The sequence below is a fragment of the Fibrobacter sp. UWB4 genome, from assembly GCF_002210345.1.
In the GTDB taxonomy this organism is placed as follows: Bacteria; Fibrobacterota; Fibrobacteria; order Fibrobacterales; family Fibrobacteraceae; genus Fibrobacter.
In genome coordinates this window covers 201914-223058 of the sequence record NZ_MWQI01000001.1, presented here as the reverse complement: position 1 = coordinate 223058, position 21145 = coordinate 201914, and the positions used below count along the sequence as shown (strand labels likewise).

The following is a 21145-nucleotide window of genomic DNA, read 5'->3' as shown; positions in this document are numbered from 1 at the left end:
AATATCAAAGAAAAAATATTTATCACATTTAGGGATCTTTTAGCCCCGCTAAATGGGAAACCGGCCCTAGTGAGCGCAACAGCGACCGTCATCACGTTAGTATCCATCGACAAGCCCGAATACGCATTTTTTCTACTAGGAGCACTGCTTTTTTCGACGCATTTATTCAGAAAACGCATCCAATGGGTCATATTCATCTCCATAGCCGCAGGAATTGTCGCCCACGAGGGGATTCCGGGGATTTTTGAGCTATCGAACGAGCAATTTGTGAGCAACAAACGCCCGGTATTAACCGAGCGGTCTTATGAGGTTCGCAAAAATGATGCCATAAGCAATTTCGGGTGCGGGAAAGTCGAATCTAGGCTCCCACGGCCCAAAGGGACGGCGTTTATCATCAATGTTTCAGCAAATGCCGAGGAAACGGTTCGCAAGAATGCGCGCGGGGAGTATAAAGTACGCCTGACAGAAAAAAGAAACCTCCCGGACCTCCCCCTGCCTGGAGATTCCATCTGTTTTGAAGCGTCATGGTACCCCGTGACGCCGCCGAGCGTACCCGGCGCATTTGACACGCAAAACTGGCTAAAATCGCAAAATTTGGCCGCTTATGGCAAATTTAAGCATTGGGAAGCGTACCCCGGTGATTGGACTTTCGAACGGAGCTTTTTTAAGTTTCGGCAATTTATGCAGGCGAGATTCGCAAAGTTCCTCGATCCAGCCGAAACGGGACTCTTGATGGGGCTATTGGCGGGCGACCGCTCGGGGATTCCAGAAGTGCTGCGGAGCGATTTTCAGCGGTCGGGACTTGTGCATGTACTTGCGATTAGCGGTTTTCACGTCGTCTTGCTTGCGGGAATGCTCATGATTTTCCTGAAAGCGACCGGGATTCCACATAAAATCGTAACTATCATTGCTTCAATTCTTCTCACCATTTACGTTCCCGTTACGGGAGGCTCGCCAGCCGTGCGCCGCGCCGTCATGATGTTTGTCATCCCGCAAATCGGCACTTTATTCGGGAAACCCGCAAATACGCTCAACAGTCTGGGCGTTGCACTATTGCTGATCATTTTGCCAGAGCCAAGCGTCATATGGAATCCGGGATTCCAGCTTTCTTTTGCCGCCACCGCAGGGATAATCATCGGCACACCGCACAACCCGACAAAGCTTTTGCCCGACAGTTTCAAGCAAAATAAACTTTGGCAAAAGATTCAATCATTCGCAATTGACCCGACTTACGTCACGCTCTGCGCAACACTCGCCACAGCGCCATTCCTCATCCACCATTTCAAGACGCTTTCGCCGTTCGCATGGTTCGGGAATCTAATCATCGTGCCTGCGATTTCGCTTGGCATGCAGGCGGGGCTTTTTGCACAGCTTTCGCCCGTAGACTTTATCTGCGGAACATTCTGCGCCGCCGCGAGATTCTTTTTGCGGTTGGCATCGCTATTGACGCGCATCCTCTCGGACTGCGCAGCCGCATCGATGACAGTCGGGCCGTTCCCACCTGCGGTTCTGCTTGCGCTCGGAATCCTGATTTTACTTTTGCCGGTTTGCTACAAGAATTACATCGCCCGCAAGTACATGTTTTTATGCATTTTAGCCGCCTCAGCCTCGTTCGCATTTGAAGCTTACCAAGAAATACGGCATCCGTCTTGGACGCTCACGACTATTGACGTCGGACAAGGCGACAGCCATCTCATCAAGGCGCCATCCGGCAGGTATTTTCTCGTGGACGCAGGCGACAACAGTCGTCAAGATTCCGGCAAAGACATCATCGTACCATTTTTACACCACATTGGCGTAAGCAAGCTCGACGCACTCATCATCACGCATCCCGACAAGGACCATTTCGGCGGAGCGCTTTCGCTCTTGAAAATGTTTCCCATCAAGGAACTCTGGGCAAGCGATTGTTCTATGAAAGAAAGCAAACCCGACTGGCAACAAGTCCTCAGCGAAGCCCGCAAAAGAAACATCCCCATCCGCAACATCCATCGCGGCATCCTGTGGAAAGAGAAATACTTTGAAATGCGGACGATCCACCCGCGAAACGATGTCTGCGTTGAAGCGAACGAAGGGAGCATCACGCTTCGGCTCAAAGGGTTCGGGCATTCCGCCGTCCTCACCGGTGACCTCACCGTCAAAGGCGAAAAAGAAATCATGAAAACAGACGCTTATCTGAAAAGCGACGTGCTAAAGCTTGGGCATCACGGCTCCAAAACATCCAGCAGCGTGCCGTTCGTGACAGCCGTCTCCCCCATGTACGCCATCATCCCAAGCGGTCGCAAGAACAAGTTCCGACACCCGCACAAGCAAGTGACCGACCGCCTCGATTCGCTCCACATCCCCTACATCAACACCGCAAAAAAAGGGACGATAACGTTCACGTTCGTCCCTGATTCAGTAAGCTATACAACAATGTGGTAAACAGCTTGTCATGCCCGCCACCGAGCGGGCACCACCCTCTCGTGAGGGATCCAGTAAAGTCACACACATTGTCATCCTGACACCGAAGGTGGAAGACTACTTAAAAGGCGAGTGTTGCGACCATGCTTACATGGGCATAACCGAGCCAAAGAGTTGGGGCTTGCCCCATCCAGTCAAATCTTGTAATTACTTAACTTAACTGGATTCTTCAGGCTTTCAGCCTTCAGAACGACGTGTAAGGAAATCCAGTGCAGTATCGTGCAACAGGCCGTTCGTCGCGATGCTCGTGAAGCCTTCGTAAATCGGAGCCGTCGGCTTGCCGTTTGCGTCAAAGAGTTCCGTCTTACCGTCAATGGTACTGAACTTACCGCCCGCTTCCTTCATCAAAAGCGGGAACGGAGCAATGTCCCACAGCGAAACAACCGGATCCACCATGATTTCGGCACGGCCAGCAGCCACGAGGTAATAGCCGTAGCAATCGCCCCAGCCTCGGTGCAAACGAGCGCTGCGGCGCAGCTTCGTAAAGCCTTCGCCAAAGCCCTTGTCTTCCATCGTATTGACCGTTCCCGAAAGCACAAGCGCATCGCTCAACTGCGACACCTTCGAAGCGCGAACTTCGCGACCGTCCAAGAAAGCGCCGCCGCCATTCACCGCCCACACAGCGCTCTTCATTGCCGGCAATCGGATTACGCTTGCAATCGGAACGTTTTTGCGATAAAGCGCAATCAGCGTTCCGAACAAAGGCACTCCGTGAATAAACGATTTTGTTCCGTCAATCGGGTCAATCACCCACTGGTATTCCGCATCCGGGCTTTCAATGCCGAATTCTTCGCCAATGACGCCAAAGCCGGGAGTTTCCTTTGCCCAGAATTTGCGGGCGAGTTCTTCCGTTCCCTTGTCAGCAATCGTCACGGGAGTCTTGTCCGCCTTCCATTCGACACCAACATCGTTCTGGTAAAACTTGAGGATGTTCTCTTCGGCAAGTTCTGCCGTCTTGAGTGCAATCTTCAAGAGTTCCAAATTCTCGGGAGAGACACCGGCCTTTGCAATTTCACGATTTTCCATAGCAAGCTCCTAGCCGACCCACTTCTTGACAAGGGAAACGAGGAGTTCGTTTTCTTCGGGCTTGCCGACCGTGATGCGGATGTGTTCCGGCATGCCAAAGCTCGTAAGGCCACGAACGATCATACCGTTCTGTTCCAAGAACGAAACGAGTTCCTTAGCACGTTCACCGATGTGCACGCAAATAAAGTTTGCCTGCGTCGGGAGCACCTTGAAACCGAGCGCACTAAGTTCGCGGTTCAAATACTCAAAGCCAACAGCGTTATTCTTGCGGGTCGCTTCGACGTGAGCGGTATCGGCAAGCGCTGCCACGGCAGCCACCTGAGCAGCCTGGTTCACGTCAAACGGCGGCTTGATTTTCCACATGGCACGGACGACTTCAACACTAGCCATCGCATAACCCACACGGAGCCCGGCCAAACCGTAAATCTTGCTGAATGTGCGGTTGAGGAACAAGTTCGGGTATTCCGAAAGCAGCGGAGCCATCTTCGGATAATCCGCAGCCGTTGCAAATTCAGCGTAAGCTTCGTCCAAGAACACGAGAACGTTCGACGGCACTTTCGCAAGGAAGCTGCGAATTTCCGCTTCGGTGTAATAGTGGCCGGTCGGGTTGTTCGGGTTGCAAATGAAAGCCACGCGAGTCTTTTCGTTAACGGCTGCGGCGAGCTTATCAAGCGTTGCCTTTTCGTCACCTTCGCCAACGCCAATAAAATCGGCACCGTTCGAAAGCGTCGTAAACTTGTACACGGAGAACGTCGGCGTAATGCCCACGCAGTTGTCGCCCTGGCGGATAAAAGCCTTGCCCACCATGTCGATGATTTCATCGGAACCGTTACCAATCACGATCTGGTTGGTAGAAACGCCATACATCTTTGCAATGGCATCAATGAGCTTCGGAGCATCACCGCGCGGGTACAAGTGCAACGAATTAGCAATTTCGTGGAACGCTTCCACCGCTTTCGGAGAAGCACCCAACGGGTTTTCGTTAGACGCAAGCTTTACAACATTCTTAAGACCATAACGTTCACGAATTTCGTCGATGGACTTGCCCGGGACGTAATCGGAAAGTTTTGAAAGTTCTGGACGCGGTTCGACCACAAATACCTCCATTTTAACGCGTGTAAATTTAGCTTTTACCAAACGATTTATCTAACTTTGATGGACATGAAACACATTCTTTGCCTGCTATTTGCCATTTTAGCAACAAATGCATTTGCTGTGGACCGTTTCTGGGACATGCGCTACAACTTCGGTCCCGAAAGCCGCCCATCGCCAAAAATCGGAGTCGGCCTCGGTATCCGTTCTCCATTCAATTCCGATGTGCTCTTTCCTATCAACTTGACTACACGACTGAACAAAGAATTTGACGTCGGCGCAAAGCTCGACATCAACACCTACAATAAACTAGAAGAAATAAAGACTGCCCTAGACCTAGGCGTTCGTTACCGTTTTAAACCCAGTTCCTATATTGCATTTGACGGCTACCTCGACTTAAGCGACATGAACGGAAGTGCAATCGCCTTTACCCTCGGGACACAGCAATTTATCGCCAAGTGCTTTGCCACCTATTATGAAATCCGCACAGGCTTTCTCGAAGGCGCCACCGGCAAAGATGGCTATGCAAAAATCGCAGGAGCCATGATCCCTACGCTCATCTTTGGACAAGTTCTTCGAATTTTCCTAGAGATCAATTCGTCGTTTAGCGTCGGAAATATTCGCGATGACTTCATGATAGACATCATCCCGAAAATTGAGCTCACCTTCGGCGACACACACGTCCGCATCGACTTTGACGTCGGCGTTATGCAAGAAAAGAACAATGATCGAAAGACCATTGCCCTTTACGTTATGACAGCATTGTAGCGGCTTCGCCGCTGTGGGCTATGAGCTATGGGGTCGGTCGCCTTTGGCTCCCTTTGAGCTATGAGCAAATTGCTCAAAGCGAAGCGACCCCAAAGAGGCTTTAGCCTCGTGCCCAGACCTCATACCCCTATTTCACCACAAACATTCCGTCCTTGTAGTCCACGACAGCGGGCTTTGCCGCACTCACGGTTCCCGAGAGTATCGCGTGGCTCAACGGACGTTCAATATTGCGTTCGATGTAACGCTGAATCGGGCGTGCGCCAAATTCCGGCTGGTAAGCACCTTCCGCAATCGCCTCAAGAGCCGCATCCGAAAGTGTAAGCACCAAGTCCTGACGGGCAGCGCGGTTCGCCAAATCTGCAAATTTGAGTTTCACGATTTCGCGAATCTGCTTCTTCGAGAGGCTCTGGAACACAAGCACTTCGTCCAAGCGGTTCAAGAATTCTGGGCGGAAGAACGCATGCAAGTCAGCTTCGACATCCGCAAGCGCCACCTGCGGCGGTTCACCGTTCTTGGCGCTAGCCGCACTCAAGCGGAACTTTTCGGCACCCAAGTTCGAGGTCATCAAAATCAAGGTGTTCTTGAAGTTCACCGTACGGCCCTTGCCGTCCGTCAAACGACCGTCATCGAGCACCTGCAACAGCGTATTGAACACGTCCGGATGCGCCTTCTCGATTTCGTCGAGCAAAATCACGCAGTACGGATGCGTACGCACAGCTTCGGTCAGCTGGCCGCCCTCTTCATAGCCCACGTATCCCGGAGGAGCACCGATCAAACGGCTAACGCTATGCTTTTCCATGTATTCGCTCATGTCGATACGGACAAGTGCGTTTTCACTATCGAAAAGTTCTACAGCCAAAGCCTTTGCAAGTTCCGTCTTACCCACGCCCGTCGGGCCCAAGAAGAGGAAGCTTCCAATCGGCGCATTTTCACGGGAGAGGCCGCTACGGTTACGCAAAATCGCTTCGGACACGGCTTCCACAGCCTCGTCCTGGCCAATCACACGGGCATGCAGACGTTCGTCCAAGTGCAACAACTTCGCCTTTTCACCTTCGCAAAGCTTTGTCACCGGAATGCCCGTCCAACGGCTCACCACAAGCGCAATCGTCTCTTCGGTCACTTCTTCGCTCAAGCCACCTTCTTCGGCACTCTTGCGGAGCGCTTCGGTCTTTTGAGCCAGTTCCTTTTCGATGTTCACGATCTTGTTGTACTTGAGTTCAGCAGCACGGTTCAAGTCGTAACGGGCTTCGGCCTGTTCCATCTCGTCCTTTGCAGCCTTCAAGGATTTCTTCAAGTCCTGTACTTCGGCAAATGCGGCACGGCGGTCCTGCCAACGTTCCTGCATCTGCTTGACGGCAGCGTCGGTCACGGCAAGGTCTTCACGGAGTTCTTTCAAGCGCTTGACGCTTGCTTCGTCCGTTTCCTTCGATAGCGCCTGCTCCTCGATTTTCATCTGGAGTTCCTTACGCTGCAATGTATCGAGCGCTTCCGGCACGGTGTCCATCTGAGTTTTCACAAGGCTAGCGGCTTCATCGATCAAGTCTATAGCCTTATCCGGGAGGAATCGGTCACTGATGTAACGGTTCGAAAGTTTCACTGCAGCCACAAGCGCATTGTCGTGCAGACGCACGCCATGGTGCGCATCAAAGCCATCCTTAATGCCACGCAAGATGGAAATAGCTTCGTCTTCGCTCGGTTCCGAAACCTGCACCGGCTGGAAACGACGTTCCAAAGCGGAATCCTTTTCGATGTACTTACGGTATTCCTGAGTCGTCGTTGCACCAATGCAATGGAGTTCGCCACGAGCAAGTTTCGGCTTAAGCATATTGCCCAAGTCCATCGAGCCTTCGGTCTTGCCCGCCCCCACAATGTTGTGGAGTTCGTCGATGAACATAAGCGTATTGCCATCTTCTTCAATAGCGTCAATCACAGATTTGAGACGTTCTTCAAAGTCGCCACGGTACTTGGCGCCCGCCATCAAGGCAGACAAATCAAGTGCAAAGACCTTCTTGCCCTTCAACGCATCCGGCACGTCGCCACGGTAAATACGTTCGGCAAGGCCTTCGACAATAGCCGTCTTACCCACGCCCGGTTCACCGACCAAGCATGGATTGTTCTTTGTCTTACGGCTCAAAATCAAAATCACACGACGGATTTCTTCTTCACGGCCAATCACCGGCGAAAGCTTTCCGTCAGCCGCCATTTCCACGAGTTCACGACCGTAGAGTTTCAGCGGAGACTGTTCCTCGGCGTTCGCGGCTCCCGCAAACGGGTCCGAAAGCCAGGTTTCCACCACTTCGGTCGAGCCAAGAGCATCTTCAAAGACCTTGGCAAGTCCACGGTCGCCCGAGAACTTCATCAAGGCCACGAGCAAATCGCCCGGAGTCACCATACGGCTGACCTGACGGGCCGCCTGCACAGCGGCACGCAAAATACGGTTCAAGTCGCTATCCGGTTCCACATCCGGGTTTACGCCTTCCATGCGCGGGATTTTCTGGACAAACGGTTCCAAACGGCCTCGGAGTTCGTTCGTCTTGACGCCCTTGGACTTATAAAGCTTTTTCAGGGTTGCATCGGGGCCTTCAACAAGACCAACGGCCAAATGAGCCGCACCCAGGTAAGAGTGCGAACAGCGGTCGCGCAAGCTTTGCGCCTTGGCCAAGACCTTTTCTGCATCGTTAGTAAAATCTGACATGATCTAATCCTCTTTTTTTACGCCTTACCCTATGCAAACAGCGTGCCAAAAGTCCCCAAGCTCCCCAAAATCGCGATTTTCAGCGAAAAAACATCAATTTTCTGCCGTTCCCAAACCCCACCTATTCAAAAAATAACACGCCAGCGTTTCAAAAGCAACGATTCAGAGGATTTTTTTGAAACAGCCCCCAAGGCGGCGCGCTAAAGCCTTACGGTCTCATCGCACATTTCGCAAATGGCAGTCCTGTGCGTCACAAAAAGCATCGTCTTTTCCGGGAAAGCCTCGAACAGCCGGCGGTAAAGTTCCGCCTCGGTCGCCTCATCCAGCGACGAGCTAATTTCATCAAAAAGCAGGATGCTGCCCGGGCGCAAAAGTCCACGGGCAATCGCAATACGCTGTGCCTGGCCTTCGCTAAGTCCATGCCCGCGTTCGCCGATTTCGCAGTCCAGACCATCCGGCAAATCATTCACAAATTCAGCACAGGCAATATGCAAGACACGCTTCATTTCGTCATCGGTCGCATCAGGTTTTGCAAGTTGCAGATTATAGCGCACGGAACCGTTCATCAGCGTATTGCCCTGCGGCACGTACACAAAATTCGAGCGGGTCGCCTCCGAAATTTCAACCGAATCGCCGCACATTTCCACATCAAGTCCAGTGACAGCACCGTCTTCGCATTCCGAATAAACATCTATTCGACCGAAATCAGGCTTTATAAATCCAAGCAAAAGCCTGAACAAAGTCGTCTTGCCCTTGCCCGTCTCGCCCATGATGGCGTTCTTGCTGCCCGGCTTAAAATCGTGCGAGAACCCGCATAAAACTTCGCGGTCCCCACCCTTATACCCAAAACTTACGTTGTCCAAGCGCAACCCGAGCCGCCCGCGCACTCCCGGACGCATTCCCGCGCATTCAATCTCGCGCGTTACACCTTCGCGCACAAGCTCCGGAGTCTCATCCGCGCCTTTTTCGAGTTCATCCAGGCGATCAATGCTCGCCGTCGAATGCACCAGTTGCGGCACCATTCCAAGCAACGTCAAAATCGGGTGCTGAATCTGCCCGACCAGCTGCAAAAAAGACGTCATCACACCAAACGTGATGGTCCCCTCGCGCAGTCCAAGCCCGCCCCAAATAAAGGCAAGCAAGTACCCAAGCCCAAACGCAGAGCCAATCGCAAAGCGCGCCACCGCCGTAAAACGCGTACGGCGCATCACGTCGTTTTCAAGCTTACTTTGTTTCAAACCAAGGCGTTCCAGCACCCAGTTTTCGCTTTCGAGCGAGCGCAAAACAGCGTTATATTCCACGCCCTCCTGCACCTGCATCTGGATGCGGCTTTCGCCTTCGCGAATTTCAAGCGTCATGTTACGCAAACGCCGAGAAATAAGCTTGCCAACCACGACCAGAACAGGGGTCAGCAGCAACAGCGCCCACGCCAACCGCGCATCGAACCAGCGCATCAGCAAAAACGCGCCCACAAGCTGGATTCCGGTCACCGCCATCTGCGGAATCGTATCAATAATAGAAGACGATACCGTTTCGATATCCTTCGAAAGCCTCGAAGACACATCGCCCGAATGCAGTTCATGGCCGTCAAAAAGCTTGCGCCTGAACAGCGTACCAAAATAGAACAGCCTAAGTGCATTCGTCTTTCTGACCGTAGCAGCAGCCGTCATGTAGTAATACAAAAGCCTAAGGACAATCGTCCCCACCACCGTAAGCACCAGGAACAAGATCATCTGCACAATGTCGTCTTGCGTCCCGGTGCGAATCGTCTCGTCGATAAACCGCTTGCTGAGCCATATCATCAAAAGGCCACACGCTACGCGCGCGGTCCCCGCCAAAATGCGGATGACAATATTTACGCGGACACCTTCCGTTCCGCGCCACAGCCAAGCGATGTACTTCATTCGAGCACGTTCACCTTTTGCCATTCACCGACAATCGTAGCGACATCGACCCTGGCCTGTTCTTCGCTCACGTCATATTCGTTGCAAAGCGCCTGAGCAAGCGATTCCACAGTAAAATCACCTTGCTGTTCGGCCTGTTTCCAAAGCCATGCAGCCGTTTCGTTCAAACACAAAAGGCGGCCAAAATCCAAGGCACCAATGCCCTCGCCCATGATAACCTGTTCACCGCACACATCGCGCAATACAAAACCGTTCTTGATTTTCATCTTTTCACCCTTCGATAAATCCAAAGTAAATAACGTCTCACTGGTAACAGAATATACCAAACTTTTGCAGCAATCCGTCCCCAAAAAGCTCCCGTCGGGCATTTTTTCCCGTTCGGCTGGACCACGCAAACAACCTTTGCATAGACCTCAGATCGCTTGCAGTATTCCCGCTGCACAAGGTTCCCATCTCCCATGAGGACCACATTTTCGTCCGAGAGCGCAACGATTCTATGGATAACATAACGCTTTTCTGCATTTTCCAAAAGCGCGACATTATCCGGGATCGCATGCGCCAGCACCACATCGCCTACACGCAGATTCTCAGGCTTTTCCAGAATCACACTATCGCGACCGCCCACGATAAACGGCAACATGCTACAGCCATTCACCGGAAACGAGACACTCACACCCTCGCCCACCAGACGAATCGCCTCGGCCATGATGAACACATCACTTTTTTTCGCGGAATCCATCATTGAATCTCACGAACAATCGACTGGCAACACAACCTTGCAGCATTTTCATCGGGCAAGCATTCCAGATACCACACCGGCACATTCGATGCAAGCCCGTTTTGCGTCATATGCAAGCCATCGGCAATTTTCTTGTCCCAGCGCATTCCCGAAATGCCCGGCAGAATCGCCGCATAAGCAGATACGCCTTTCAGCGGAGTAATCTTGTTGAATGGAGCCTGCGACAATAGCACAAAACCGCCCAATTCAAATTTGACATTTTTGTAGCAAGGCGTCTTGCCACTCCACGGCGAGCCATAAGCAACCGCAAACTTTCGACCGTCTTTTTCAAATAAACGCACTACAGGATTATCGTCATTGAACAATTCTGTACCTTCGATGTACTTGAGCCAAAGCCTTGCATGCGTACTTTTGCCCGTACCGCTCTTGCCCAAAAACAAATAACCAAGCCCCTTATAGCTCACGCTCGCCGCATGGAATAGAGCCGTGCCAAGCCCAGCCGTTGCAAGGGCGTACAAGACCATCAGCGCATTGTTCAGCGCAAACTGGCGCATTCCGGCAATCGCCGCACTTGCAGCATTCGCACCATTGCCCTTTTCACCTAAAAACAGCACCGCGTACTTAAAATCCTTTTCGCATACGAGCACACCCGTAGACTTTTCCATAAGCCAAAAGTCAAATACCGGCAAACCATCCGCAGTACACCCGCAAATAATGGACTGGCCCTCATCTTCTTGGCGAGTATCCTCGGTAAATTCAGGCGCTACAGCCTCTTGCACCACAAGCGAAAACACCGGATTTTCACAAGACGCATCGCTTGAACTCACTGCAAATGGCGAATAATTATCCATTTGCGATACAATTTCATCACAAGCATCAACCGAAAAAAGATGTTCTGCTACTTTAAAATATCTCTTATTCATTAGTCTTCTTCACAGCTTAACCGAATTGTTTCCAAGCAATCAAGAAAACTAAAGAGCAATTTTCCGACGCCGGATACGCTCAGGAATAAGCGAAATGGTATTGATCCAATATTTAGATTCTTTGTAAATGCAATACTGAGGAGCAACAGGAAATATACATAAGTTATTTACACGATCGTTGAACCATCGTTTAAACACATTCACATTCCGTTTGTATGTTCTTTTAGCTCCAAAATCGCCTTCGGCAAATGTCGCGCGGTACAGGACATTGCAACCCAATTTACTTGGCTTGCAGAGCATTTTATCTTCTGGCAACTTGAAGACTCGCCCCAAGACCCCCATAATAGCAGCACAACCCTGCCGCATACCGATTTTCTTGACGAATTCCCATGTGTACTGACGGTCCGCCTCGGTAGAGTGTGTCAGCAGCATATAGTAATCCATATACTGCCTAAAACCAATTCCCGAAAGTAAAGCGTGCTTGTACAAATGAACGAGCTGCATCAGCAGCGCAAATCGGATACTTGGGCTGTAAAAGCCTTCAGGCGTAAGCGTCAGGTTTTCAAGCTCTGGTTCCAGGACTTTCAGGATTTCGTCATAAGTCTTGTTCAAGCGGACAGCATATGTTGCAGACGTGGGCTTGTGATGAACTTCCACAAGGACGCCTTTCTCATTTACAAATTCAATGTCGTGATAATCAGGCGTCAGATGTTCAAGGTTTGGAATCCCAAGACATTGTAACAACTCCAGAACCTTGTCGTAACCGCCGGGAACATAGATGTCAATATCGCCGGGTTGCCTTGAAAATGGATCAGGATACAAACGCGCATTGGCTTGGCCCTTCAAGATCGCACTGCGGAACCCACGTTCGGCAAACAGTTGCGTGTAACGGGCCGATTCCTGATTCATAAGGCGGTTTTTGCCGCAGATAGCCTCGGCATCTCTTGCCCAAAGCAACATTAACAAACGTGGCGGTTGAGATTCCTTGGGTAAACGCGCTATGGCGTTATAAGCGACCCCTAACAGTGTTTGGCGATGCGCCATTGTATAGAGCGCTTGCCATTCCTTGTCGGTCGGTATATACGGAAAAACCTGCGAGAGCCCGAGGGCGACTCGCAGGAGTTCACAGAACATTTCGTCAAGGGAACGTTTCAAGGCTTAAGCCTTGGGATCTGTAATATCATCATTATTCATGCCAAAGATAACATTTTCCCTAACAGAACCGGCCAAAAGGGTTGTCTTGTATTCGAAATCAATGGTATCCATCTTAGGAGTTTCGTATTCTTTTTTCTTCATAATTTATGCTCCTTTTGACTAGTGCTTAATGACTTTCTTGTTGACGTACATGATTTTGTTCTGGGGCTTGCCGTTCAGCTTGCGGCCCTTGAGGTCATAGTAACGGTCCTGCATCTGGATGTCGCCGGTTCTGGTGTTCATCTTGCCGATGGACAATATACCGCCGTCCTTATCCAAGAAACGAACTTTGATGACATCCGGGAGAGTTTCCTCGGCTGCAACTTTACCCAAACCATACACAGGGCTAGCATTTTTACAGGTCAAGTAAGCACGCATTGGATAAATTGTCGCGCTGAGAGCTTTAACAAAAACACCATCAGCAGCATCGAAACCATAAAGGTTTTCCGCAGATCCCCAACTATTTTGCACATATGAACCAGTGAATTGCCAGCAAGTACTACTCAACGTAGTAGCATGTTCGTTATCGCCGGTAGACACAATTGTATAAGAACCTGAAGTTTTTTCGAAATCAAATCTTTGAGGAGCACCCGAGACCTCAACAATGTATGGCGTGTTCGCTACAATTTCATCGGTACTTTGCATGTCAAGCGTGAACGTTTCCGAATTGTAGTTCGTCGGGTAATAAGCAGCTTTCACCTTTCCTTCATTCGCAGTATGTTCAACAGCTTCGCTCACCTTAACGGTCACCGGAAGCATGATGGTCGAATATTTTGGTGCTGCAACGTTTCCACGGTCAACTACAATTGTACTAATCCCAGAGAATTCCCCCCCAGCAATCGAAACGTTATCATATGATACGTTCGACTGCAACGTCAAGGTAGAACCCGTTGCACTGGCTCCTGTTGCAGCCCAGGCTGCCGTAGAACCCATCAGAGCGACAGTCGCCACAGCGGCATAACGTGTCAGATGTAATTTTTTCATGGTTTTTCGTCCTTCTTCTTAATTGTTGACATCAAAATACATTAAAATCTTCTTACTTGCAATATATAATTCTAATTTTTGTAAGTTTTTTAAAAGTTTTTATATAAGTCGCCCAACAAAAATGGGATAAAAAGTTCCACCAAGGGTGAAAATTAAATATTGTAAGCGTTGTAAAGCTTTACATCAGAAAAAGAACCAAAATATACCACGATTATTCCAATTTAAACTATTTTATGGATACAAAACCAAACATCCCATACACCAAAACAACGGCACCTCTTCGGAGATGCCGTTGTTTCTTTTTTATCCATTTTTCTTGTTTTATTCAAAACATTTTTGTACTTTACTCGAAATGACAACCCATAATACTCCAAAGCCCTCTTACGAGGGCTTTTCCTTTATGAACACCGTCATTCCGTAGCATCTCCGTCATTCCGAACGAAGTGAGGAATCCAGTTAAAGTTATAATTTCGTCATTCTGAGCGCAGCGAAGAACCCAGTCGAAGTCAAAATCTCGTCGTTCTGAGCGTAGCGAAGAACCCAGTTAAATCTTGTTCTACAAACTAGATATAACTGGATCCTTCACGCTCCGCGTTCAGGATGACGAGCAGTTTTGCCGTTCAGGATGACGATGCTTCACCGTCATTCCGAACGAAGTGAGGACAACTCAGAAGGCGAGTGTTGCAAAAATGAGCTGGCTCATTTTTATAACCGAGCCAAAGAGTTGGGGGCTTTAGCCCAACCCAGTCAAGTCTTGTTCTACAAACCAGATATAACTGGATCCTTCACGCTCCGCGTTCAGGATGACGATGCTGTACTATCGTCCACCGACGAGGATTTGATCGACCTTAATGGAGGGCTGGCCAACGGTTACCGGCACGTGTCCAGACGAGGCGCCACAGACGCCTGCGGCCTGCTCAAAGTCCGTTCCGACCATGCTAATGCGCGGCATGATTTCGTGACCTTTACCGATCAGCGTTGCTCCGCGGACCGGCTCACAAATCTTGCCATTACGAATGACGTAACCTTCATCGACTGCAAAGTTGAATTCGCCCGTTGCCGGGTTCACAGAACCGCCTGCCATGCGGGCCGCATAGAGACCATTATCCACACTTGCAATCATGGAATCAAGCGTGTCCTTACCCGGAGCGATAAACGTATTGCGCATACGGCTTACAGGCGCGTACTTGTAGCTTTCACGGCGGGCACTTCCGGTGCGTTCCACACCCACTTCCATGGCGCCCACACGGTCGCTCATGTACGTTTTCAAGATGCCGTTTTCGATAAGCGTCGTGCGCTGCGTCGGCGTTCCTTCGTCATCGTACTTGAGGCTACCCCACACGCCATCCATCGTGCCATCGTCAATAGCAGTCAAGCAAGGCTGGCCAATCGCTTCACCAAGCTTTCCGCAGAACGGGCTTGCATTGCGACGGATAGATTCAGTCTCCAGCGGATGGCCGCATGCTTCGTGGAAAATCACGCCGCCAAAGCCATTGCCCATCACGACCGGCATCTGGCCGCCTGTGATGTAGCCGGCATCGAGCATGCGCAGCACTCGCTCGCCACATTCCGTTGCTAAAGCTTCCGGAGAATAGTTTGCTAAAAGTTCATAACCGCCAAGAGCGCCCGGAGCTTCGTGCGTCGTCAAGCGTTCCGTGCCGTCCGTTGCCGTCACGTTCACGTTTACACGCAAGCGGCCACGAGTCATTTCCAGATGCAAGCCTTCGCTATTCAAAAGAGAAATCGAAGTGCAGCTGTCGGTTACGCTAGCGCCCACCTGAGCAATCTTCGGCGAGAGCGCACGGGCCGCCTTGTCTGCACGGAACAAGAAGTCCTGCTTCATGGCCTGTCCGAGCACACGCGGATCCTTGTAAACAGCCGTGTTAAAATCGCAAACGCGCTTTTCAGGCGCAAATTCAAACGGCCTTGCAGCCGCGCCTTCCGCCCCCGCTGCGGCGGCAATGCGCCCGAACGCAAGCGTCTTCACAAGCTTTATAAGAGCTTCTTCGCTGTCGTCACTCGTGAACCCGTACAGGACTTCCGTCCCGTACAAAAGGCGAACGCCGATACCGTACTCGGTACCCGCGGTCGCCGTTTCAATCTGGCGATCCTTCAAGCCGAGGCTTGAACTGCGGGTCTCTTCTTCAAAAATTTCAACAAAGTCAGCCCCGGCACTTTTGCCGGCTTCAAAAATCTTGACGGCAACTTCCGGATTCACTTTATACCTCGCCGTTCATCTTCTTGCGCACCGGGATTCCGGCAGCAAGCATTTCGCCCTTGATACCAGGGACCGTATAATCGCCAAAATGTACCATCGACGCGACCAGTGCCGCATCGGCACTCGTCTTGCGGAACAAGTCCACGATGTGAGCCGGAGTTCCAGCACCGCCACTTGCAATCACAGGCACTTGCACAGCCTTTGCAATCATGTCGGTAATCGTGAGTTCGTAACCGTTCTTGACGCCATCGGTGTCGATGGAGTTCAAGCAGATTTCGCCAACGCCGAGATCTTCGGCGCGCTTTGCCCACTGCAAAGCGTCGATGCCCATCGCCTGGCGGCCACCGCGAATAAACACTTCGTAACCGCTCGGAATCTTATCCGAAACGCCCACGAACTTCGCATCCATGCCAAGCACGATGCACTGGCGTCCAAACGCCTTCGCGCCTTCGGCAATGATTTCCGGGTGCAGCACAGCAAGGCTGTTCACGCTCACCTTTTCGGCCCCTGCGAGGAGAGCTTCGTGCATGTCGTCCAAGTTGCGTATACCGCCACCCACTGCAAACGGGATAAACACGCGCTTTGCAATCTGGCGAATCATTTCCATGTCACACGGGCGGTTTTCGGCACTCGCCGTGATATCATAAAAGACAAGTTCATCGACACCGTCATCGCTGTAACGCGCACCCATTTCTACGGGATCGCCAATGTCGATATTACCTTTAAACTTTACACCCTTCGTGACCTTGCGGTTACGGACATCCAAGCAAACAATTAAACGTTTCGTGAGCATATTCCAAATGTAGAAAACTGGCAAAAGCCGTCAACAACAAAGAGCCCGGTACATCAAACCGAGCTCTTTCAAACGCATTTTTCCAAGCGATTAGAGATTCTTTTCGATGGCGTTCTTGAGCGTGTTCTTCGGCACGGCACCGACAACGTTGCCCACTTCGACACCGTTTTTGAACAACTTCATGTTCGGGATGTTCGTGATGCCAAAACGAGCGCAAATGTCCGAAACACCTTCGTCATCGACGTTGATCTTTGCAACGATTGCGCGGCCATCAAATTCGTTGGAAAGTTCTTCGACCACCGGACCCATCATCATGCACGGGCGGCACCAGGTAGCCCAGAAGTCAACGAGCACAAGCTGCCCCGAAGAAATAACTTTATCAAAGGATTCTGCAGTAAGATTCAATGCTGCCATAAAAAATCTCCTATATACCGATAGGAAATATAGCAAACTACAACGTCATTCTGAGTCCGTCAGGACGAGGAATCCAGTTATTTCTAGCAAATAACTTTACTGGATCTTTCGTTTCACTCAAGATGACAATTCACCTAAACCCTCTTAACCATCTTCGCGCAATAGATAGGTCCGCAGCCACGGGTCTTGTCCGGCAAAATATGAACACCGAGTTCCGTGCGGTCCGCGCCCTCCGGCAAGTCCTCAATTCGAACAAATTCCATCATCTTGCGTTTTTTCAGGATCTTGGCAACTACGGCATCGTTTTCGAGAGGCGAAAGCGCACAAGTTCCGTAAATCAGCTCGCCACCCGGCCTAAGCGCATCCACCGCCGATGCAAGGAGCGACCCCTGTTCCACCGACAAGCGCTTCACGCGCTTCACCGACCACACTTCCAGATGCGAAGGCGAATTCAGCACATGCCTATCCGAAGAGCACGGCGCATCAAGCAAAATGCGGTCGTAGCATTCCTTCTTGTGCATACCGAACTTCACGCCATCGTAGCCCGTGACGCTGATGATCGAGCGCCAAGACTCCGGCAAGGAATTTTCGAGCACATGCAACAAACGCAGACGCCTATCCGGCGAGCGGTCATTGCACTGGAGCGAACCCTCACCCTTGAGCATCGAGGCAATCACAAGCGACTTACCGCCCGGAGCGGCACACATGTCGAGCACGTCCATTCCAGGCTCTACCGCAAGCGCCTTAGCCGCAAACACCGAAGCCTCGTCCAAAAAGTATGGTTCCAAGGCTTCATCGAACTGAAGCTTTGTAGCACAGCCCTCGCCTTTCAGCGATTCCAGCAACGCAGGCCAGCGCTCGCCATAAACCTCTTCAAAGTAGTCGAAAAATTCCATAGCACAAATATAGACGAAAGATGTGAGACGAGAGACGAGAGCTGGCAAAAATGCAAAATAAAAACTGGTAAATCGGCTGGGTACAAACAAACTACATCACCTGTAAAAATTCAAATTTTCGAAAATCGCCCAAATTTACGTAAAAAAAGCCCACAAACATCAATTTTTGACGTAAAATTTTAACTTTGTATGTAATATTTTAGTTTTTTTCAACATTTTGGCGCCCTTCCAAGCCAAATTTTTAGCCCCAAAGCACCAAAAAGCACCAAGCAAGCAGGCACCTCACCCATTTTCAATCATTTTTTCGCAAGATTTACTTAGTTTGTACAAAATTTTACGTCATTTTCCGTACTTTTCCATCATTTTTGACGTAAAAAAACGCACTTTTTTCAAAATTTCGCGCGCCCCCGCGACATTTCCGCACATCCGGCGGCATCTCGGCGCCACCCACCGCACAAAAAAAAGCCCCTCGGAGTAGAGGGACTTTAGTTGAGCTACCAGGATTCGAACCTAGACAAACAGAGTCAGAATCTGTTGTGCTACCGTTACACCATAGCTCATCAGTGCGCACCAATTTTAGAAAATAATTTTCAGTTTTGCAAGGGGTAATTGAAAAATTATTTCACAAATTGCAAAGTTGGCGGTTCGTATGTCATCCATTGCTGATCCAGAGTATCATTTTTCGGCAACTGGACATGAGCAGCTCTCACATAATCACCTATTTCGGCACCCGATTCCTGGAGTGTCTTCACAACCTTAGGATCGCCCGAGTACAAAACGATATCATGCCCACCGGCCGGAATATTTTCAATCTTGAGCATATTGCAAACCATTTCTCTCACAAAATGGCTTGTACCCTTCAGACCCACAACCACGCTGTTGGCCATGCAGTTATCGATTTCTGTCGTATCGGTATCGGCACCGTCAATAGCAAGCTTGACACCACTTACAAGCACCGATGGCGGCAGAAGCTCAGATTCTTCAAGCTTAAGAGTATCTTTCAAGCCTTTGAGTTCAGAAGCTCTTACATAGCGACTTACACCGGCCAAAATTACTTTTCCTTCTTCGGAAAGCAATCGATATTCCATGCGAAGACTATCATAAGGGACCTTTTCCGGAGCAGGCAACACCCAGCGTCCAGAAGAGTCCGTCACCGTCTGCCACACAAAACTTGTAGAATCACCTTCAACAAAGTCAAAGCCATACAAGTCAGTAATCACGCCAACCTGAACATTCGAGCAAGTCTTTTCAGAGCCACACTTCACGACACCGGATATATAAGGCTTCTTGGCTTTTCGTTCTTCGAGCTTGATAAGAGAATCGACCTCCATCGTCGGGCTCCAGATAAACGGGCCTTTAGAAAGCGTGTCTCCCGACTTTATCTTACCGTCCATGCTCCATGTACGATAAATTAATGAATCGGCCATACCGGAATCAGTAAGTCGAGCCACGATCTGAGGATCGCCCGGACAGAACCCAAACCACCATTCACCAGCAGGAATAAGCATGGAGAAAGAATCCCCAGCAAACACACTCTGGGAGAACGGCGTACCCGGCATGAACACCTTGAAATGATCCCCGACCACCACAGATGGTTCGGACACATTTTCATACAGAAGCACACTGCTAAACACGGCGGCCTTTTCAAGCTTGATGCTATCCAACACCGTACCCTTCTTCGTTTTCGTCACAGTCGCACGCGGCTTATACGAAATTTCCTGGTGTTCAGCGTCAACGACGGCCAGCTGGAACGTATCGGCCAACACAGAATCAAACGAGAACACGCCCTGCGAGTCCGTTACCGTTTCAACATACTCCAGTTCAGAAAGAGTATCACCGACAACAGGTTCACGAGCCATGCGAACCATAGCGGCAACAGCACGGGATCCATCGGTACGAGTCACGACGCCGCCAAGCGCGATCGTATTCCCCGTATCCGTGACGGTACCTGCAATGTCGCCATTTTCACCCGTGCAAGCAAACATGCAAACACAAAGTGCAGAAAGTACACCTAGATAAGACTTAGCAAATTTCATCTTCACCCTCCCCATCATCGGCCTCTGGCGGAAGAGCCAACTTTTCCTTGCTCAGCGGGAAGAACTGGATGTTCAATTCGCAAACCATAGATTCGCCTTCATCCGAGCGGACTATATCTACGATTTCCTTGCGGAACAAGTCAATCTTGCTAATTATACGTTCCAATCCCTGCGCCGATACACTCATCGTCATACAAGATACATTTCTACGTTCCGTACTGTAGTGATCTAGCGCATCCTTGCCCAAATCAATCATCTGCTTTTGGAACTGATGAACGAAAAGCGGGGCGATTTCACTGCCATTCGTAATTGCCTTGTTTACGGAATGGTAGAATCCATCATCGCCAAGCTCTATAAGTCCCAAATTGAGAAGGAGCTGAATAGTCTGTTTTGCCTGCGGGAGAGAAATTTTCGGATTCAGGAAAAGCGCGAGTTCCTGAATGTTCTTGTCGTTAATCTTCAAAACGGCAAGAGCTTCGCGAGCTACAACATAGTACCACTTGCTGTAGTATTCCTGCTGGTTCTTGGTCAAGTTCTTGATGGTACGCGGCAAAAGCGCCGACATCTGATCAAAGATCTGCTGTTTCGAAGACGCTGTCGTCGCATGCGTGAAATCAACCATCAAGGTAAAGTAGCGGCCTTCCCTTTCATTGAGTCCAAGAGCTTCAATAAACTTTGGAATCATCTGCGGGGTGAGAGATTTGCGTCCGCGAATCAAGTCCAGATATAAACCGGACGAGGAATACCCAGCCTTCTTTGCAAAAGACCGGTACGAGAAATACCTCTGCACGGACTTACGATATTCATAGTAGTCCTGAAGGTACTTTCGATAATTGTAGTAGGCATATACGTTCATCAAAAAGAAATCTAATTTTTTTTGAAATTTTTGGGAACACCTGTTTTTGAAAACATACCGAAAAAATGCCCTATACCATTCTAAATTCGGCAAAAAAGAACACTTCGAGAACACTTTTTATTTTTTAGGTGATACGCTTTCAAAAAA

At 50.1% G+C, this 21145-nt stretch carries 18 protein-coding genes and 1 tRNA gene; 2 read left to right on the top strand and 17 right to left on the bottom strand.

Features of this window, described 5'->3' with window-relative positions; translation table 11 throughout:
* Window positions 1–69: 69 nt before the first annotated feature.
* Window positions 70–2421 carry a DNA internalization-related competence protein ComEC/Rec2 gene (locus tag B7990_RS00970; protein ID WP_254917258.1) on the top strand — a complete coding sequence of 784 codons (2352 nt, stop codon included), beginning with the start codon at window positions 70–72 and terminating at the stop codon, window positions 2419–2421.
* A 216-nt stretch (window positions 2422–2637) separates the two neighbouring features.
* Here B7990_RS00970 and hisN read toward each other — a convergent pair whose 3' ends face one another.
* Both hisN and hisC read right to left on the bottom strand, forming a co-directional pair.
* Window positions 2638–3486, bottom strand: a complete 849-nt coding sequence (hisN, locus tag B7990_RS00965) for a histidinol-phosphatase (protein WP_088639203.1) — start codon at window positions 3484–3486, stop codon at window positions 2638–2640.
* A gap of 9 nt (window positions 3487–3495) precedes the next feature.
* Window positions 3496–4593, bottom strand: coding sequence for a histidinol-phosphate transaminase (hisC, locus tag B7990_RS00960; RefSeq protein ID WP_254917257.1), 1098 nt, complete (start codon window positions 4591–4593; stop codon window positions 3496–3498).
* 54 nt (window positions 4594–4647) lie between these two features.
* Here hisC and B7990_RS00955 point away from each other — a divergent pair, with 54 nt between their 5' ends.
* On the top strand, window positions 4648–5346 hold the full coding sequence (locus B7990_RS00955) for a hypothetical protein (RefSeq protein WP_141099195.1): 699 nt from the start codon (window positions 4648–4650) through the stop codon (window positions 5344–5346).
* Between the two features lie 127 nt (window positions 5347–5473).
* Here the strand turns inward: B7990_RS00955 and B7990_RS00950 are convergent, their stop codons facing one another.
* From B7990_RS00950 to B7990_RS00885, 15 genes are all read right to left on the bottom strand, one after another.
* A complete protein-coding gene (locus B7990_RS00950) occupies window positions 5474–8041 on the bottom strand; it encodes an ATP-dependent Clp protease ATP-binding subunit (protein WP_088639200.1) in 2568 nt (855 codons plus the stop codon).
* Between the two features lie 200 nt (window positions 8042–8241).
* Window positions 8242–9969, bottom strand: coding sequence for an ABC transporter ATP-binding protein (locus tag B7990_RS00945; protein ID WP_088639199.1), 1728 nt, complete (start codon window positions 9967–9969; stop codon window positions 8242–8244).
* Window positions 9942–10211, bottom strand: coding sequence for a PqqD family protein (locus B7990_RS00940; RefSeq protein ID WP_088639198.1), 270 nt, complete (start codon window positions 10209–10211; stop codon window positions 9942–9944). The genes B7990_RS00945 and B7990_RS00940 overlap by 28 nt, the downstream gene beginning before the upstream one ends.
* On the bottom strand, window positions 10208–10687 hold the full coding sequence (locus B7990_RS00935; RefSeq protein WP_217897531.1) for a hypothetical protein: 480 nt from the start codon (window positions 10685–10687) through the stop codon (window positions 10208–10210). Before B7990_RS00935 ends, B7990_RS00940 begins: the two co-directional genes overlap by 4 nt.
* Window positions 10684–11607 carry a hypothetical protein gene (locus B7990_RS00930; RefSeq protein WP_088639197.1) on the bottom strand — a complete coding sequence of 308 codons (924 nt, stop codon included), beginning with the start codon at window positions 11605–11607 and terminating at the stop codon, window positions 10684–10686. The genes B7990_RS00935 and B7990_RS00930 overlap by 4 nt, the downstream gene beginning before the upstream one ends.
* A gap of 48 nt (window positions 11608–11655) precedes the next feature.
* Complete coding sequence (locus B7990_RS00925) at window positions 11656–12762, bottom strand: nucleotidyltransferase family protein (RefSeq protein WP_141099194.1); 1107 nt, start codon at window positions 12760–12762, stop codon at window positions 11656–11658.
* A gap of 3 nt (window positions 12763–12765) precedes the next feature.
* Window positions 12766–12903, bottom strand: coding sequence for a hypothetical protein (locus tag B7990_RS14895; protein WP_176407161.1), 138 nt, complete (start codon window positions 12901–12903; stop codon window positions 12766–12768).
* An 18-nt stretch (window positions 12904–12921) separates the two neighbouring features.
* Complete coding sequence (locus tag B7990_RS00920) at window positions 12922–13785, bottom strand: hypothetical protein (protein ID WP_141099193.1); 864 nt, start codon at window positions 13783–13785, stop codon at window positions 12922–12924.
* Between the two features lie 817 nt (window positions 13786–14602).
* On the bottom strand, window positions 14603–16003 hold the full coding sequence (locus B7990_RS00915; protein WP_088639194.1) for a TldD/PmbA family protein: 1401 nt from the start codon (window positions 16001–16003) through the stop codon (window positions 14603–14605).
* A gap of 1 nt (window position 16004) precedes the next feature.
* On the bottom strand, window positions 16005–16796 hold the full coding sequence (gene hisF, locus B7990_RS00910; RefSeq protein ID WP_088639193.1) for an imidazole glycerol phosphate synthase subunit HisF: 792 nt from the start codon (window positions 16794–16796) through the stop codon (window positions 16005–16007).
* A gap of 90 nt (window positions 16797–16886) precedes the next feature.
* Window positions 16887–17210: a thioredoxin gene (trxA, locus tag B7990_RS00905; protein WP_088629436.1), complete on the bottom strand. Its 324-nt coding sequence runs from the start codon at window positions 17208–17210 to the stop codon at window positions 16887–16889.
* 134 nt (window positions 17211–17344) lie between these two features.
* Window positions 17345–18106 (bottom strand): RNA methyltransferase, encoded by a 762-nt coding sequence (locus B7990_RS00900; protein ID WP_088639192.1) that lies wholly within the window; start codon window positions 18104–18106, stop codon window positions 17345–17347.
* A 489-nt stretch (window positions 18107–18595) separates the two neighbouring features.
* Window positions 18596–18666 (bottom strand) — tRNA-Gln (locus B7990_RS00895).
* A gap of 57 nt (window positions 18667–18723) precedes the next feature.
* Window positions 18724–20142, bottom strand: coding sequence for a hypothetical protein (locus B7990_RS00890; protein WP_088639191.1), 1419 nt, complete (start codon window positions 20140–20142; stop codon window positions 18724–18726).
* Window positions 20129–20998, bottom strand: coding sequence for a TIGR02147 family protein (locus tag B7990_RS00885; protein ID WP_088639190.1), 870 nt, complete (start codon window positions 20996–20998; stop codon window positions 20129–20131). The genes B7990_RS00890 and B7990_RS00885 overlap by 14 nt, the downstream gene beginning before the upstream one ends.
* Between the last annotated feature and the right edge of the window lie 147 nt (window positions 20999–21145).